The organism is Mycetocola sp. JXN-3 (assembly GCF_014522285.1).
In the GTDB taxonomy this organism is placed as follows: Bacteria; Actinomycetota; Actinomycetes; order Actinomycetales; family Microbacteriaceae; genus Mycetocola; species Mycetocola saprophilus.
On record NZ_CP041635.1, the window covers coordinates 3121404 to 3135086 of the forward strand.

Below are 13683 nucleotides of genomic sequence, written 5' to 3' on the forward strand. Positions count from 1 at the left end.
ATTATTTCTCGGCGATCGTGTCGCGAATCAGGGTGTCCAGGATCGAACGGTCGCTGATCTTGCCCAGGATGCGGGCGGCCACGCGGCCCTCCTTGTCGATCACCAGGGTGGTCGGCACGGCGTTGGGGCGCACCTGGCCGGTGAAGGCGAGCTTCACCGCACCGTCGTTGATGTCGAGGATCGAGGGGTAGGTCACGTTATAGGTCTTGTTGAAGGCCAGCGCGGTTTCGGCCTGGTCGTAGACGTTGACACCCACGAAGCTGGCGCCCTTGCCGTCGTACTTCTCGTTCAGGGCCTGCAGGTCGGGAGCCTCGGCGCGGCAGGGCGCACAGCCCGCGTACCAGAAGTTCAGGACCACCACGTCGCCGAGCAGGTCGGCGGAGGTGATGTTCTTCCCCTCCTCGTCCTTGCCCTCATAGGACACCGGCTTTTCGCGATCCTTCGCGGCAATCTCGGTCACGCTGCCGTCGCCGGCAATGTAGTTCTTGTTGTCGGCGGAGGTGTATTCGCTGGCGAGCTTGTCGTTGGCGCAGCCGGCCAGGGTCAGCACCATTGCGAGTGCCGCGGCACCCACCACGCCCGCGCGTCCCAGCTTCGAGCCTCGGAATCCGATCATCGCTATACCGCTCCTACATCCAGCGAGCCCGCGGCCAGTTCGGCCGCCGGGTCTCGATACTCCACCTCGACAAAACGGTCACCCACCTTTTCCAGGGTGGTGATGCTTGAGAGCGCGCAACGGCGCTTGCGCGGATCGTGCCGCAGGGCCTCATCGGCGAGGTAGCGGTGCACCATCCAGATCGGAAGCTGGTGGCTGACGATCACGGCGTCGCCCGAGGAGGTGGTCTTCCAGGCGTGCTCGATGGCCGCCATCATGCGGGTCACGATCGAGCCGTAGGGCTCACCCCAGCTGGGCAGATTCGGGTCGCGCAGGGCCGGCCAGTTGCGCGGGTTGAGGACCGCGCGGCGCATCTGCTTGCCCTCGAAGTGATTGTGGGGCTCGATCACGCGCTCATCCAGCACCGGGGTCAGCCCGAGCAGGGCGGCCACCGGGGCGGCGGATTCCTGAGTGCGCTGCAGCGGGGAGGCGATCAGGGTGCCGTATTTTCGATCCCGCGCCAGGAGGTCGTTGGCGGCCGCCGCGGCCATCTTGTGTCCGCGTTCGGACAGGCCAAAGCCGGGCAGGCGTCCATACAGGACTCGATCGGGATTAAAGACCTCGCCGTGACGGACGAGGTGAATCTGGGCAGCAACCACGTCCCCAGTCTACGTGGGCTCAGGCTGTGAAAACGCTCACTATGAGTTTGCCGAGAATTCGCTCCATCTCCAGGAACTTCGGGTATCACGCCCACGCGCCAGAAAGTAGCGGTGCGGGCCACGGGCGGCCCGGGCCTCGGCTAAGCTGGGCAGGTGACTGAACGCAAATTGGTGAAGAACCTGGCGGCACTGGCCGATGGCCCCGTGACCGTATCCGGTTGGGTAGAAACTGTCCGAGACCAGAAGAAGGTCCAGTTTATTGTGCTCCGGGATGAGTCCGGCGCGGTACAGCTGGTCACCCCGGCGACCCGGGAACTGGTGGAGGACGATCCCACCTCGGCCGCGAAGCTCGCGCTGACCGAGTCGATCTCCGCGCTCGCTCACGGCTCCTTCGTGACCGTCACCGGTGAGCTCAAGCACGACGAGCGCGTGAAGCTCGGCGGACTCGAGGTCAAGATTTCCTCGCTCGAGGTTCTCAGCGCGGCCAACCCGGAAACCCCGATCGCCGCCGATTCCTCGCTGGACAAGCGTCAGGACTGGCGCTTCCTCGACCTGCGTAACCCCAAGCAGAACCTGATCTTCAAGATCCAGACCACCTTCCTGCACGCGATGCGTGAGTACTGGGTCGACAACGACTTCATCGAGATCCACACCCCCAAGCTCATGGCCAGCGCCTCCGAGTCGCGCGCCGAGCTGTTCGAGGTCGAGTACTTCGACACCACCGCCTACCTGGCGCAGAGCCCGCAGTTCTTCAAGCAGATGGCGCAGTCCGCCGGCTTCGGCAAGATCTTCGAGGTGGGCCCGGCCTTCCGTGCCGACCCCTCGTTCACCAGCCGTCACGCCACCGAGTTCACCTCGGTGGACTCGGAAATCAGCTGGATCGAGAGCCACGAAGACGTCATGAAGCTGCACGAGGACCTGATCGTCGCCGGTTTCAGCGCGGTCAAGGCCAAGCACGGCGAGGCCATCAAGGAGCTCTTCGACGTCGAGGTCACCGTCCCGGCGACCCCGTTCCCCCGCATCCCGCTGGCCGAGGCCAAGGAAATCATCAAGGAGCGCGGCTACGAGGTTCCGCGTTCGGATGACGACATGGACCCCGAGGGTGAGCGTCAGATCGCCGCCTACGTGCGCGAAACCTACGGCCACGAGTTTGTGTTCCTGACCGACTACGCCGCCTCGATCCGCCCGTTCTACCACATGCGTCACGCGGACAACCCGGCCCTCACCAACTCCTACGACCTGATCTTCAACGGTGTGGAGATCTCGACCGGCGCTCAGCGTGAGCACCGCGTCGACGTCCTGGAAGCTCAGATGCGCGATAAGGGCATGGAGCCCAAGGAGCTCGACTTCTACCTCGACTTCTTCCGCTACGGCGCACCGAGCCACGGTGGATTCGGCATGGGCCTGGCCCGCGTGCTGATGCTCATGCTGCACGAGTCGAGCATCCGCGAGGTGACCTACCTGTTCCGCGGCCCGACCCGTCTGGCCCCGTAACCCTCGCTTAATCAGACGAAGGCCCGTTCCGCAGATGCGGAACGGGCCTTCGTGTTCTTGGGGGGGGTGTATCCCGCTAGTCTCGGGGGTTCCTCCACCGCCGCCACAGCGCGGGCAGCGAGAGGGTTCCGGCGGCCAGCGGCCAGGCGATCACCGGGATCGCCAGCAGGATCATGATCGGATACTGGGCGATCAGCTGATCGGCGAGCCAGTAGGAGACCAGCAGCGCGCTGCCGGCCGCCGCGATCCAGCGGGGCAGTATCCCCACAATGAGCAGGATGCCCAGGCTGAGCTCCAGGGCGGGCATCAGAATTCCGAAGAATCCCGACCCCGGACCGAGAATATGCTCGGTGAAGAATTTATAGAATTCGGGCACCCGCGGGTTTTTGGTGGTGCTGCCCACCACCAGCAGGATGTCGGCCTGGCCGAACCCGGCGCGGTACTTGGTGATGCCCTCACCAAGCCAGAGAATACCCAGCACGACCCGGGCCACGGAGGCGGCGACCGCCGCGAGGCGTCGGGGAAACACGGCGGTCACCGATCCCACCGCCTAGGCCAGGGGTGCGGCGCCGAAGACCGCGAGGGCCTTGTCGCAGTGCACCACGACGTACTTGAAGTCACCGGCCTTGACGCCGTCGAGCTTGAAGGTCTGCGAGGCGGCATCAAACTTGACCGCACCCAGGGTGGTTCCCGCGGTCACCGCTGCCTCATCGGTGCCGTTGGTCAGGTAGAGGTGCAGATCGGGACCCTCATCGGAGGAGAAGCCGGACAGGGTCAGGGTGTCGCCGTCGATCTTGGCGGTGCCGGCCACCTTCTTGTCGTTGAGCCCGGCGAAGGTTCCGCTGAGGCTCGCGGTGGCGGAAGTCGTGGCCTCGGCCGAGTGTGAGGCGGCGGGCTTGCTCGCCCCGATGTCGGAGGAGGGCGAGCTACATGCGCTCAGACCCGCGGTGAGGGCGATGGCTGCTGCTGCGGTGACGATGACGGTCTTGATGCGCATGATGTGGGTCCTTTCGATGGTGAACAACTTGCGTGATCAACAGCCAATCAATTCGGCACCGCCCCCGGAGCGGATATAACAGGGCCGTAAGCGCATATTTCATTCCCGTAAGAATTCAGCGTTCGCGCGGGATCCCCGGGTTAGTCTCGGACCTGTGGAATCGAAACCGCGTGTGATGCTGATTGAGGACGACCCAACCGTACGAACGGTGGTCGCCGATTTCCTGCGCGCCGCCGGACTCGACCTGTCCGAGTATGGCGACGGGACCACCGCGGCCGCCGCGGTGCGTGAGCGCATCCCCGACCTGCTAATCGTGGACCGCATGCTTCCCGGCAAGAGCGGCGATGAGCTGTGCCGCGAGGTGCGCGGCTACTCGGACGTCCCGATCATGATGCTCACCGCCCTCTCGGCGGTGGACCAGCGTATCGAGGGCCTGGAACACGGGGCCGACGACTATGTGGCCAAGCCGTTCTCGCTGCGCGAACTTCAGCTGCGCGCCGAGGCGCTGCTGCGTCGGCGCGCCACCGTCGGAACTTCGGCGATGATCGTGCACGGCGACTTCCGCATCGACCCGGTACACCGCCGAGCCTGGGCGCATGAGCGCGAGATCACGCTGACCGCCCGCGAATACGAACTCTTCCTCTATCTACTGGCCAATCCCGGCCGCGATATCGGCCGCGACGAGCTGCTGCGTGAGGTGTGGGGCTGGGGCTTCGGCGATCCCTCCACGGTGACCGTACACGTGCGCCGCCTGCGCGAAAAGATCGAGCCCGACCCGCGCTTCCCCTGCCACCTGAAAACCGTGTGGGGTGCCGGATACCGTTTCTTTGTGGAGGCCACGTGCTAGCCCGCTCCGAGCGTTCTCGCTCCGTCACCTCACGGCCCGGTTACCGGCGAATCGAGCCTGCATGCTGAGCGTTTCCGATCTCTGCCTGATCGTGTTCACCACGGCCGCGTGCACAGCGGCGGTCTCGCTGCTGGCCTGGGGTGCGCTGCACCTCAACCGGCGCGGATCGATCGCCTCCCAGTTTGTGATCGTGACCGGGGCCGCGGTGGTCGCCGTGGCCGCGTCCACGATCGTGGTGCTGATCGAGATGCTGTTCTCCGAGCACGACCTCACCGTGCTCGCCTGGCTGCTCGGCGTCGCCGCGCTGATGAGCATGGCGGCCGCCTGGCTGATGACCACCCGGGTGGTGCGCCGCTCCACCGGGCACCTCTTGGATTCGACCCGGCGGATCGCCGACGGCCACGTGGTGGATCCCGAAAACCCCGGCTGGCGCGAGTTTGCCGCGCTCTCCGAGGAACTCGCCGATACCTCACGTAAGCTCGCCGATGCCCGCGCCGAAATCACCCGGCTGGATGCAGCCCGCCGAGAGTTTTTTGTCTGGATCTCCCACGATCTGCGCACCCCGATGGCCGGGATCCGGGCGCTGGCCGAGGCGATGGAGGCGGGGGTCGCCGAGCGTCCGGTCGAGTACAGCCGTCAGATCCGCGAGCGGGTCGACGCGATGGGCCTGATGGTGGACGACCTCTTCGCCCTGGCCCGGATCGAATCGGGCACCCTGGACCTCCGCCGCGAACTGGTGGACCTGCTCGACCTGGTCTCCGATGCGGTCTCCGACGTGCAGCATGTGGCCGCCGCCCGGGGCATCCGGATCGAGCAGCGCGGTGTCGAGGGGCACACGCTCTGGGGGGATCCCCGCGAGCTGACCCGGGCGATCGGCAACCTGCTGGCTAACGGCATCCGGCACGCCCCCGACCACTCGGAAATCCTGGTGTCGGCCACCACGCTCGAGGACGGACACCTGGTGCTCAGCATCCTCGATCACGGCAGCGGCGTCTCGACCGAGGACCTGGGCCGTATGTTCGACGTGGGCTGGCGCGGCGACGCCGCCCGTACCGCCGAACCCGCCGGAACTCAGGGCGGCGCGGGCCTCGGCCTCGCCATCGTGCGTGGCATCGTCAAGGCCCACGGTGGCGACGTGAGTGCCCGCCTGGTGAGCGACGGCTTCTGCCTGGACATCACGCTGCCCACCGAGTCCGGTCGCTAGGCCACCCCACCCAGATTCGCCCCGGCTTCGATTCGAAACCGGGGCGTTTGCTTTAACCCGGTCCGAGGAACTTGACCCGTCATGAAATGTGTGTAATCGTTTACGCATAGCTTGGCTTCTGGCCCCCGATCAATGGAGAGAAAAATGCCAATTCCGGTCATCCTGGACTGCGACCCCGGCCACGACGATGTGTTCGCGATCTGGCTCGCCGCGGGGAACCCCGCACTCGATCTGAAGGCCATCACGACCGTCAGCGGTAACGGCTACCTCGAGCACACCACGCACAACGCACGCGTCGCCTGCACCGTCGCCGGCATCACCGGCGTGCCGATCGCCGCCGGCGCGGCCGAGCCGCTTGAGCGCAAGCTCACCCCCGGCACCTGGATTCACGGCGAGAACGCCCTCGGTGGCCCCGTGCTACCCGAGGTCACCGTGCCGCTGGATGAGCGCTCGGCCATCGAGCTGATCGCCGACACCGTGCGCGCCTCGGAAGAGAAGATCACCCTGATCCCCACCGGTCCGCTCACCAATATCGCCCACTTTGTGCGCACCTACCCCGAGCTGCTGGAGCGGATCGAGCGGATCGTCTGGATGGGTGGCTCGACCGGCCGCGGTAACTGCGGTGCCGCCTACGCCGAGTTCAACGCCTGGGCCGACCCCGAGGCCGTGGATGTGGTGCTGAAGTCGGGCATCGACTTCACCATGGTCGGCCTGAACATCACCCACCAGGCCCTGATCACCCAGGATGTGCGCAGCCGCATCCGCAACCTCGGCAACGAGACCGGCGTCTTCGGCGCAGAGCTGCTGGAGTTCTTCTGCAACTCCTATAACGATGTCGAGGGCATGCCCGATGGTCCGCTGCACGACCCGGTGGCCGTGGCCCTGGTCATCGATGCGGCCGTGGCCACCACCGTGCACACCCGCGTGGATGTCGAGCTGGTGGGCACCGAGACCGCCGGTGCGACCTGCGTGGACCTGCACGACATGCTCAAGCGCGAGAAGAACGCCCACGTGGCGATCGACCTCGACGTGGACCGCTTCTGGAGCCTCGTTGAGGGTGCCGTCGCAACCCTGAAGTAGTCTCAAAAACGGCTGTGGCCCGCGGAATTCCGCGGGCCACAGTCGTAACTACGTACGCGGGTTACGGGCGACTCGTGGACTCGCGCACCACGAGCTGCGGGGCGATCCGGCTGTAGACGGTCGGGGCATCCCGATCCTCGGTGCGCAGCACCAGCGCGCGAATGGCCTCGCGGGCCAGCGCGGCGATCGGCTGCACCACCGAGGTCAGCGGCGGGTCGGTAATCTCGGCCAGCAGGGTGTCATCAAATCCGGTGAGCAGGGTATCGCGCGGCACCCGCTTGCCCGCCGCTCGCAGTGCTCCGAGCACCCCCACCGCGATCAGGTCGTCACCGCAGACGATCGCATCCGGGAGCTCACCCCGGGCCACCAGCGCGGCCCCGGCCTCGAGTCCGTACTCGCGGGAGAAGTTTCCAAAAATGGGCTCGTGCACGTCGAGCTCCGCGGATGCGCGGGCAAACGCCAACCGGCGCTCGCGCCCCACCGAGGTGTTGTCATTGGCGCCGATATAGACGATCGAGCGCACCCCCTGCTCGCGCAGGTGGGCGATCACCAGGTCGATGCCGCGGTCGTTATCCACCCCGATAAAGTCGCTGGCCAGTCCCTCGACCCGGCGGTCCAGCTGCACCAGCGGGATTCGGGCGGCGGTCTTAATCAGCGCCTCGCTGGATCCCTGCGCATCCGAGGGCACGACGATTACGCCCTCGACCCGACCACCCAGCAGCAGATCGAGCCGTCGCGCCTCGCGCTCAATCTCGCCGTGAGAGTCGGCGATGATCAGCTCCAGATCCTGCTCCTGCAACTCGGCCTCAACCGCGTGCACCACCTGCGCATAGAACGGGTTACCCACCACGGGGATGATCATGCCGATGGTGCGATTGCTGCCCTCGCGCAGCGCGCGGGCGGCCGCATTGACCTGGTATCCGAGGCGTTCGGCGGTGCGCTTGACCAGCGTCTGGGTCTTCCGAGAGACCCGATCCTTGCCCGCCAGGGCGCGGGAGGCGGTCGCGATCGAGACGCCCGCCGCATCGGCGACGTCCTGCAGGCGAACTTCCGCACTCATCCCGGACCCTTTCGCTGGAAATTGGAGAATTCCCAGCCTATCGGCAACCCCCGAAGGAATCCCGCGTTGCCGAAGTGGATGTTGTGGGGTATTCTCTGTGTAAACGATTACGCAAACATGCGGAAAACGAGTCCATTTCGTTCCCCGCGGGGTCGCGCAATCCACACCTCAACTCCCCAAACCTCGGGCCCGCACGCGAATCTCGCGTAGGGTCTAACCTCACAACGAAGTGGACTATCCGATGAGCACTCCCCTCACCAGCCGAGGCACCGCCCTCGCGCCCCAGGCCGCGAGCGTCACCGCGCTCATGGTCGCGCTGCTGGCCTCGTGTTTCGCGTTCCAGCTCAACGCCAGCATGCTCAGCCCCGCCCTGGTCACCATCGAGCATGAGCTCGGGGCCACCGGCGCACAGGTCGCGCTGACTCAGACCGCCTTCTTCACCTCGGCCGCGCTGACCACCCTGTTCCTCCCGCGCCTGGGCGACCTGATCGGCCGCCGCAAGGTTCTGGTCTCGATGCTCATCGTGATGGCACTGGGCTGTGTGATCGCCGCACTCGCCACCAACATCCCGATGCTGCTGATCGGCCGCGTCATCCAGGGTGCCTCGGGCCCCGTGGTCCCGATGTGCCTGCTGATGCTGCGCTCCCAGGTGACCGAGCCCAAGAAGTACGGCACCCTGCTGGGTGTGGTGACGGCCGTCAACGGTGGGATCGCCGGCGTGGACGCGCTGGCCGGTGGCTGGCTCGCCGGCAACTTCGGCTTCGCCTCGATCTTCTGGGTCATGGGGGCCGTCGCCCTGCTCGCCGCGATCTTCGTCCGCTTCATGGCCCCCGAGAGCCTCGGCGGAACCGCCGGCAAGATGGACTGGTGGGGCTCGGCCCTGCTGGTCATCTCGGTGGGTGCCGCGCTGATCATGATCAACGAGATCGGCAACCTGGCCGCCGCCAACTGGGCACTCGTGGCAATCCTCGCCGTGGTGACCGCCGTCTCCTTCTGGCTGTTCTGGCGTCTGGAGAACCGCAGCGCCCACCCGCTGGTGGCCCCCGCCCAGCTCAAGCACCGCTCCACCTGGGCGCTGGCCAGCACCTCGCTGCTGACCCTCGCCGGTGTCTTCGCCGTGATGAACGGTATCTTGCCCGCACTCGCCCAGGACACCGAGGTCGGCCTCGGGCTCGGCGCCGGCGAGGTTGCCTGGTGGACCCTGACCCCCTACGCCCTCGCGGGCCTGCTGATGGGCCCGGTTTCGGGTCGCCTGGCCGCGAGCTTCGGCTACCTGCGCATGCTGCGCATCGGGCTGAGCTTCACCGTGCTCGGCATCGTGGCGATGGTCTTCACCGTCGGCAGCGACATCCGCGTGATCATCCTGCTGCTCTCGATCGCGATCGGAATCAGCTACGCCGGTATCGGCAACATCATGATCAACGGCCTGGGCGTGGTGCTCTCCCCCAAGGAGGCCCCGGGCTCGCTTCCGGGTCTGAACACCGGCGCGATCAACCTCGGCGCGGGCGTCTCGTTCGCGGTGATCTACGCGGTCCAGACCGCTTTCTCCGGCGGCGGAACCGCGGCCGGTTACCAGGCGGCCATGGTGGCCGGGGCGATCCTGCTGGTGGGCGCACTGCTCATGTCCAGCCTGATTCCCCGCCCGACCAACGCCGAAATCTCCCGCTAGCCCGCGCTGGCATCCCCAACCCCAAGGAATAGTTATGACCCCCTCCCCCGGGACCATCATCGTTGTCGGCTCGCTCAACCTGGATCTCTCGGTGCAGACCCCGCGTCTGCCCGGACCCGGCGAGACCGTGACCGGAAACGAGCTGCGCTTTTCTCCCGGGGGTAAGTCATCCAATCAGGCCGCGGCGGCCGCCCTGCTGGGCGGTGCCGTGAGCCTGGTCGGCGCGGTGGGGGACGATGAGTTTGCCGACCGGGTGCTCTCGTCGGCGAATGCGTTCGGGGTGGATACCACCCAGGTCGAGCGGATCGCCGACTGCGCGACCGGTGCCGCCCTGATCGCCGTGGATGCCGAGGGCGAAAACAACATCATCATCGCGCCGGGTGCCAACGCGCAGCTTGCGGCGGCCCATGTGGACGCGGTCCCGGATGCCCTGTGGGATGAGGCGTCGGTACTGACACTGGCTCTGGAGGTTTCCCCGGAAACCGTGCTGGCCGCCGCCCGACGGGCACGAGCCCACGACGTGCAGGTGGTGCTGAACCCCTCGCCGCTGCGCGAGCTGGAGCCCGAGCTCTTGGAACTGACCGATCTGCTGGTGCTCAACGAGCATGAGCTGGCCGGGCTGATCGGCATCGATCCCGAGGCCCCCATCGCCGGCGCGCACGCGCTTGAGGCGCTGGGTGCGCTGGGAATTTCGCGCTGCGTGATCACCCTGGGACGCGCGGGTGCGCTGGTCCTTGATGCCACCGCCGCGGCCGGCGAGCAGATCATGCCGATTCCGGCATATGTCGTGGATGCGGTGGATACCACGGGCTGCGGAGACGCCTTTACCGGTGCCCTGGCCCATGCCCTGGCCGGCGGTGCCACGCTGATCGAGGCAACTCGGCTCGGTGCGCTGGTCGGTGCGTTCGCGGCGCGCGGGGCCGGGGCACAGGTCTCCTACCCGACCGCGGCGGCCCTCGAAGCCTTCGGCGCGGCGGCCCACACGGCGCGCGCCGCCTAGCGCGACCCGAATCGGCGATCCGATCCTGCTGCCCTCGGCAACAACTCGGCGGTAGCTGGTCTTCGACTCGATACGACAACGACCCGAACACACCAAGTGTGTTCGGGCCGTTGTCGTACCTGCGGGTTAGACCGCGAAGTCGATCGAGGCGCGCTCGGTCACGCGCGGCTTGACGTACTCGACAACCTTGAGGTGCTCGGGGTGGACCTGGTAGGCGGCGAGGGCCTCGGCGTCGTCCAGCTCGGATTCGAGGATGATGTCCCAGTTGTTCTCCGGGTACAGGCTGTTAGCGTGCACGCTCAGGGCACGCAGGCCCGGTACAACGCCCACGAGGGCTTCCAGGTTGGTACGGATACCCTCGGCGTCTGCGGCGCGCGTAGCGGCGTCCTCGGCGGCGAGCTTCCAGGTGACAAAGTGGCGGACGGTCATGATTCTCCTTGAGCCGGGCATCGCGGGATGCGACGTGGTGGTGCCCGGCGGATGCCGGGGCTACAGGGCGGCGTCGAGCGCGGCACGCAGTCGCGCCGCGTCCACTCGCCAGTAGGTGTGCTGCTTACCATCAACAAGCAGCACGGGGATTTCTTCCCAGTGTCGGTTGTGGAGCTCGGAATCGTCAAGAATCGAGAGTTCTTCCAACGTAATGTCGGCCCGGTCGGCGTACTCGCCCATCACCTGGGTGACGGTATCCTTGGCGTCTTCGCACAGGTGGCAGCCGGGTTTTCCAATCAGGGTCAGCGCGATCGAAGTCATGTTTCCACCCTAAACCCGGCATCCGCCCCGGTGGCTGTGAAGTCGCAAAAACATCGTGCGTCGCGGTTGGCGTTGCTCTTTAACGCCAAAAAGCGCCTTCCCGAAGGAGGGCGCTTACTGGCGCGTTGCGTCTACTTCTTGTTGCGGCGCTGGTGACGAGTCTTACGAAGCAGCTTGCGGTGCTTCTTCTTCGACATACGCTTGCGGCGCTTCTTGATAACAGAACCCATGTAGGACCTCACATAAAGATTGGGCAGAGGACGCGAGAGCCACGGCCAGCTTAAAAATACCTCCGGTTAGTGTACCCGATTCTGGGGCGACGCGCGCACGCGCCGGTTTTCCCTAGGAGTCGGCACCCTTATTTCCGCCGAGTTTCTTGACCACGGCCTGGACCGCAGACTCCACTCGATGGGTTCCGGCGGCGGCCGCCTGACCGATTGCATCGGCCACCTGGCGGGCCTGCGCGGGCAGGCTGGCGGCCAGGGTCAGGACGTCTTCGGTGACGGCTTCGCCGCCGAGCAGCGGCAGCAGCCAGTCCTCGACGTCTTCCAGCGGATCGGGCGAGAGCCGGTAGAACCGGTGCTGTCCCTCTTCGCGCACGGTCACCAGGTTGGCCTCGCGCAGCACCTTGAGGTGCTTGGAAACCGTGGGCTGGCTCAGCCCCAGCGCGGTCACGATTTCGGACACGCTGGTGCCCTGCTCACCCGTGCCGATCTCGGCCTGGCTGCGCTGGTGCAGGAGGTTGAGAATATCGCGCCGGGTGGCGTCCGCGATCACGTCGAAAATGTCTGCCATGTCCCCAGGCTACTCAGTCCGGGGACGGGATACCATGACTACCACCCGGCTTTGCATGAATCCGGGGTCGTATTTTTTTGATCGTGGGGAGGAAATCGTGGCGCAACGCCCAACTGTGAGTGGCTTTGGCCGACTCAAGGAGGCGTGGAATACCGCGATTGGACACTCCCCTTCTCGCTTCGCGATCGGCGTCTTTACGCTGCTGATTTTGCTGTTCACGCTGCTATTTTCGCTGCCGATCGCCTCGGCCTCGGGCACGGTGACCCCGCTTGCGGATGCGCTGTTCACAGCGGTCTCGGTGATCTGTGTCACCGGCTTGTCCACCGTGGATATGTCCACCCACTGGTCGGCCGCCGGAAATGTATTTGTTTATGTCGGAGTGCAGATCGGCGCGGTCGGCGTGTTGACCCTGGCGTCGATCCTGGGCATGATCATCTCGCGCAAGCTCGGTCTGCGGGCCAAGTTGATCGCCGCCGGAGACACCAACCCGATGCGCATGCACCACGGCCCGGTGGCCGAGGGTCAGGCGATCCGGCTGGGTGAAATCGGTAGTCTGCTGCTCACCGTGGCCACCAGCCTGATCGTGATCGAGGGTGCGGTGGCGCTGCTACTGTTCCCCCGCATGCTGATCGACGGAGTGGATCCGGGCACCGCTGCCTGGCAGAGTTTCTACTATTCGGCGATGGCGTTCACCAATACCGGATTCACGCCCAATGCGGCAGGGCTGGGCAGCTTCAGCAACGACTACTTCTTCCTCGGCATCCTGGCGGTCGGGGTGTTCCTCGGGGCGCTGGGTTTCCCGGTGATCTTTGCGCTGCGCAAGAACCTGTTCCACCCGCGCAAGCTCCCGCTGCACGCCAAGCTTACGATCGTGACCACGCTGATTCTGGTGGTGGCCGGGGCGATCGTGTTTACGGTCCTGGAGTTTGACAACCGAAAAACCCTCGGCGGGATGAACGCGGGTGATACCGCGTTCCAATCGTTTTTCCTGTCGGTGATGACCAGGTCGGGCGGATTCAACGCCATCGAGATCGGGGATCTGAATGGATCCAGCAAGCTGGTCGCCTCGATGCTGATGTTTATCGGTGGCGGCTCGGCCTCCACCGCCGGCGGTATCAAGGTCACGACCCTGGCGGTGCTGTTCCTGGCGGCCTGGGCCGAAGCCAAGGGAAACCCGGACATGGAGGCCTTCGGCCGTCGGATCCCGCAGGATGTGGTGCGGGTGGCGCTCTCGGTGGTGTTCTGGGGTGCGGCGATCGTGGCGATTGCCACGATCATCCTGATCCAGATGACCAAGGATCCCCTGGAAAACGTGCTCTTTGACGTGGTCTCGGCCTTCGGCACGGTGGGGCTCTCTACCGGCCTGACCGAAACCCTGGACGATCCGGGGAAGTACGTGCTCGCGGTGACCATGCTGCTCGGACGCGTGGGAACCGTGACCCTCGCCGCCGCGGTTGCGGCCTCGACAAGCTCTAAACTCTATAGGCGCCCCGAAGAGCGCCCGATCGTGGGCTAGGGCCCCGAAAGGACAGG

The 13683-nt window shown here is 65.9% G+C and carries 16 protein-coding genes; 7 read left to right on the plus strand and 9 right to left on the minus strand.

What is annotated here, in order from left to right; translation table 11 throughout:
- Position 1: 1 nt before the first annotated feature.
- Both C7C57_RS14135 and C7C57_RS14140 read right to left on the minus strand, forming a co-directional pair.
- Positions 2 to 616: a TlpA disulfide reductase family protein gene (locus C7C57_RS14135; RefSeq protein WP_187976904.1), complete on the minus strand. Its 615-nt coding sequence runs from the start codon at positions 614 to 616 to the stop codon at positions 2 to 4.
- Positions 617 to 618: 2 nt separating this feature from the next.
- Positions 619 to 1254, minus strand: coding sequence for a histidine phosphatase family protein (locus C7C57_RS14140; RefSeq protein WP_030149194.1), 636 nt, complete (start codon positions 1252 to 1254; stop codon positions 619 to 621).
- 153 nt (positions 1255 to 1407) lie between these two features.
- Between C7C57_RS14140 and aspS the strand changes: the two genes are divergently transcribed.
- Positions 1408 to 2748 carry an aspartate--tRNA(Asn) ligase gene (gene aspS, locus C7C57_RS14145; RefSeq protein WP_187976905.1) on the plus strand — a complete coding sequence of 447 codons (1341 nt, stop codon included), beginning with the start codon at positions 1408 to 1410 and terminating at the stop codon, positions 2746 to 2748.
- A 76-nt stretch (positions 2749 to 2824) separates the two neighbouring features.
- On the opposite strand, the gene C7C57_RS14150 is transcribed toward aspS, so the two are convergent.
- Positions 2825 to 3286 (minus strand): MauE/DoxX family redox-associated membrane protein, encoded by a 462-nt coding sequence (locus C7C57_RS14150; RefSeq protein WP_255505704.1) that lies wholly within the window; start codon positions 3284 to 3286, stop codon positions 2825 to 2827.
- A gap of 12 nt (positions 3287 to 3298) precedes the next feature.
- Positions 3299 to 3745 carry a DM13 domain-containing protein gene (locus tag C7C57_RS14155; RefSeq protein WP_187976906.1) on the minus strand — a complete coding sequence of 149 codons (447 nt, stop codon included), beginning with the start codon at positions 3743 to 3745 and terminating at the stop codon, positions 3299 to 3301.
- A 175-nt stretch (positions 3746 to 3920) separates the two neighbouring features.
- Here C7C57_RS14155 and C7C57_RS14160 point away from each other — a divergent pair, with 175 nt between their 5' ends.
- The 3 genes from C7C57_RS14160 to C7C57_RS14170 all read left to right on the plus strand — a co-directional run bounded on the left by C7C57_RS14160 (position 3921) and on the right by C7C57_RS14170 (position 6876).
- Entirely contained in the window at positions 3921 to 4592 is a 672-nt protein-coding gene (locus C7C57_RS14160; RefSeq protein WP_187978404.1) for a response regulator transcription factor, read from the plus strand.
- Between the two features lie 61 nt (positions 4593 to 4653).
- Complete coding sequence (locus C7C57_RS14165) at positions 4654 to 5796, plus strand: sensor histidine kinase KdpD (RefSeq protein ID WP_187976907.1); 1143 nt, start codon at positions 4654 to 4656, stop codon at positions 5794 to 5796.
- Between the two features lie 144 nt (positions 5797 to 5940).
- A complete protein-coding gene (locus C7C57_RS14170; RefSeq protein WP_030149188.1) occupies positions 5941 to 6876 on the plus strand; it encodes a nucleoside hydrolase in 936 nt (311 codons plus the stop codon).
- A gap of 61 nt (positions 6877 to 6937) precedes the next feature.
- Here the strand turns inward: C7C57_RS14170 and C7C57_RS14175 are convergent, their stop codons facing one another.
- On the minus strand, positions 6938 to 7936 hold the full coding sequence (locus C7C57_RS14175; protein WP_187976908.1) for a LacI family DNA-binding transcriptional regulator: 999 nt from the start codon (positions 7934 to 7936) through the stop codon (positions 6938 to 6940).
- A gap of 241 nt (positions 7937 to 8177) precedes the next feature.
- Between C7C57_RS14175 and C7C57_RS14180 the strand changes: the two genes are divergently transcribed.
- A complete protein-coding gene (locus C7C57_RS14180) occupies positions 8178 to 9605 on the plus strand; it encodes an MFS transporter (RefSeq protein WP_187976909.1) in 1428 nt (475 codons plus the stop codon).
- A 34-nt stretch (positions 9606 to 9639) separates the two neighbouring features.
- Positions 9640 to 10605: a PfkB family carbohydrate kinase gene (locus C7C57_RS14185; protein ID WP_187976910.1), complete on the plus strand. Its 966-nt coding sequence runs from the start codon at positions 9640 to 9642 to the stop codon at positions 10603 to 10605.
- Between the two features lie 126 nt (positions 10606 to 10731).
- Here the strand turns inward: C7C57_RS14185 and C7C57_RS14190 are convergent, their stop codons facing one another.
- The 4 genes from C7C57_RS14190 to C7C57_RS14205 form a co-directional block, all read right to left on the minus strand.
- Positions 10732 to 11034 carry a Dabb family protein gene (locus C7C57_RS14190; RefSeq protein WP_030149184.1) on the minus strand — a complete coding sequence of 101 codons (303 nt, stop codon included), beginning with the start codon at positions 11032 to 11034 and terminating at the stop codon, positions 10732 to 10734.
- A 60-nt stretch (positions 11035 to 11094) separates the two neighbouring features.
- A complete protein-coding gene (locus C7C57_RS14195) occupies positions 11095 to 11355 on the minus strand; it encodes a glutaredoxin family protein (protein ID WP_187976911.1) in 261 nt (86 codons plus the stop codon).
- Positions 11356 to 11486: 131 nt separating this feature from the next.
- Positions 11487 to 11585: a 30S ribosomal protein bS22 gene (locus tag C7C57_RS14200; protein ID WP_005504750.1), complete on the minus strand. Its 99-nt coding sequence runs from the start codon at positions 11583 to 11585 to the stop codon at positions 11487 to 11489.
- A gap of 112 nt (positions 11586 to 11697) precedes the next feature.
- Positions 11698 to 12150, minus strand: coding sequence for a helix-turn-helix transcriptional regulator (locus C7C57_RS14205; protein WP_187976912.1), 453 nt, complete (start codon positions 12148 to 12150; stop codon positions 11698 to 11700).
- 97 nt (positions 12151 to 12247) lie between these two features.
- On the opposite strand from C7C57_RS14205, the gene C7C57_RS14210 reads away from it, so the two are divergent.
- Complete coding sequence (locus C7C57_RS14210) at positions 12248 to 13666, plus strand: TrkH family potassium uptake protein (protein WP_370581415.1); 1419 nt, start codon at positions 12248 to 12250, stop codon at positions 13664 to 13666.
- Positions 13667 to 13683 lie beyond the last annotated feature (17 nt).

What these genes read in the sequence shown, in the direction of transcription:
- C7C57_RS14135 (WP_187976904.1), bottom strand. Translation starts at nt 616, where the DNA reads ATGATCGGATTCCGAGGCTCGAAGCTGGGACGCGCGGGCGTGGTGGGT.
- C7C57_RS14155 (WP_187976906.1), bottom strand. Translation starts at nt 3,745, where the DNA reads ATGCGCATCAAGACCGTCATCGTCACCGCAGCAGCAGCCATCGCCCTC.
- C7C57_RS14160 (WP_187978404.1), top strand. Translation starts at nt 3,921, where the DNA reads ATGCTGATTGAGGACGACCCAACCGTACGAACGGTGGTCGCCGATTTC.
- C7C57_RS14165 (WP_187976907.1), top strand. Translation starts at nt 4,654, where the DNA reads ATGCTGAGCGTTTCCGATCTCTGCCTGATCGTGTTCACCACGGCCGCG.
- C7C57_RS14170 (WP_030149188.1), top strand. Translation starts at nt 5,941, where the DNA reads ATGCCAATTCCGGTCATCCTGGACTGCGACCCCGGCCACGACGATGTG.
- C7C57_RS14175 (WP_187976908.1), bottom strand. Translation starts at nt 7,936, where the DNA reads ATGAGTGCGGAAGTTCGCCTGCAGGACGTCGCCGATGCGGCGGGCGTC.
- C7C57_RS14180 (WP_187976909.1), top strand. Translation starts at nt 8,178, where the DNA reads ATGAGCACTCCCCTCACCAGCCGAGGCACCGCCCTCGCGCCCCAGGCC.
- C7C57_RS14185 (WP_187976910.1), top strand. Translation starts at nt 9,640, where the DNA reads ATGACCCCCTCCCCCGGGACCATCATCGTTGTCGGCTCGCTCAACCTG.
- C7C57_RS14190 (WP_030149184.1), bottom strand. Translation starts at nt 11,034, where the DNA reads ATGACCGTCCGCCACTTTGTCACCTGGAAGCTCGCCGCCGAGGACGCC.
- C7C57_RS14195 (WP_187976911.1), bottom strand. Translation starts at nt 11,355, where the DNA reads ATGACTTCGATCGCGCTGACCCTGATTGGAAAACCCGGCTGCCACCTG.
- C7C57_RS14200 (WP_005504750.1), bottom strand. Translation starts at nt 11,585, where the DNA reads ATGGGTTCTGTTATCAAGAAGCGCCGCAAGCGTATGTCGAAGAAGAAG.
- C7C57_RS14205 (WP_187976912.1), bottom strand. Translation starts at nt 12,150, where the DNA reads ATGGCAGACATTTTCGACGTGATCGCGGACGCCACCCGGCGCGATATT.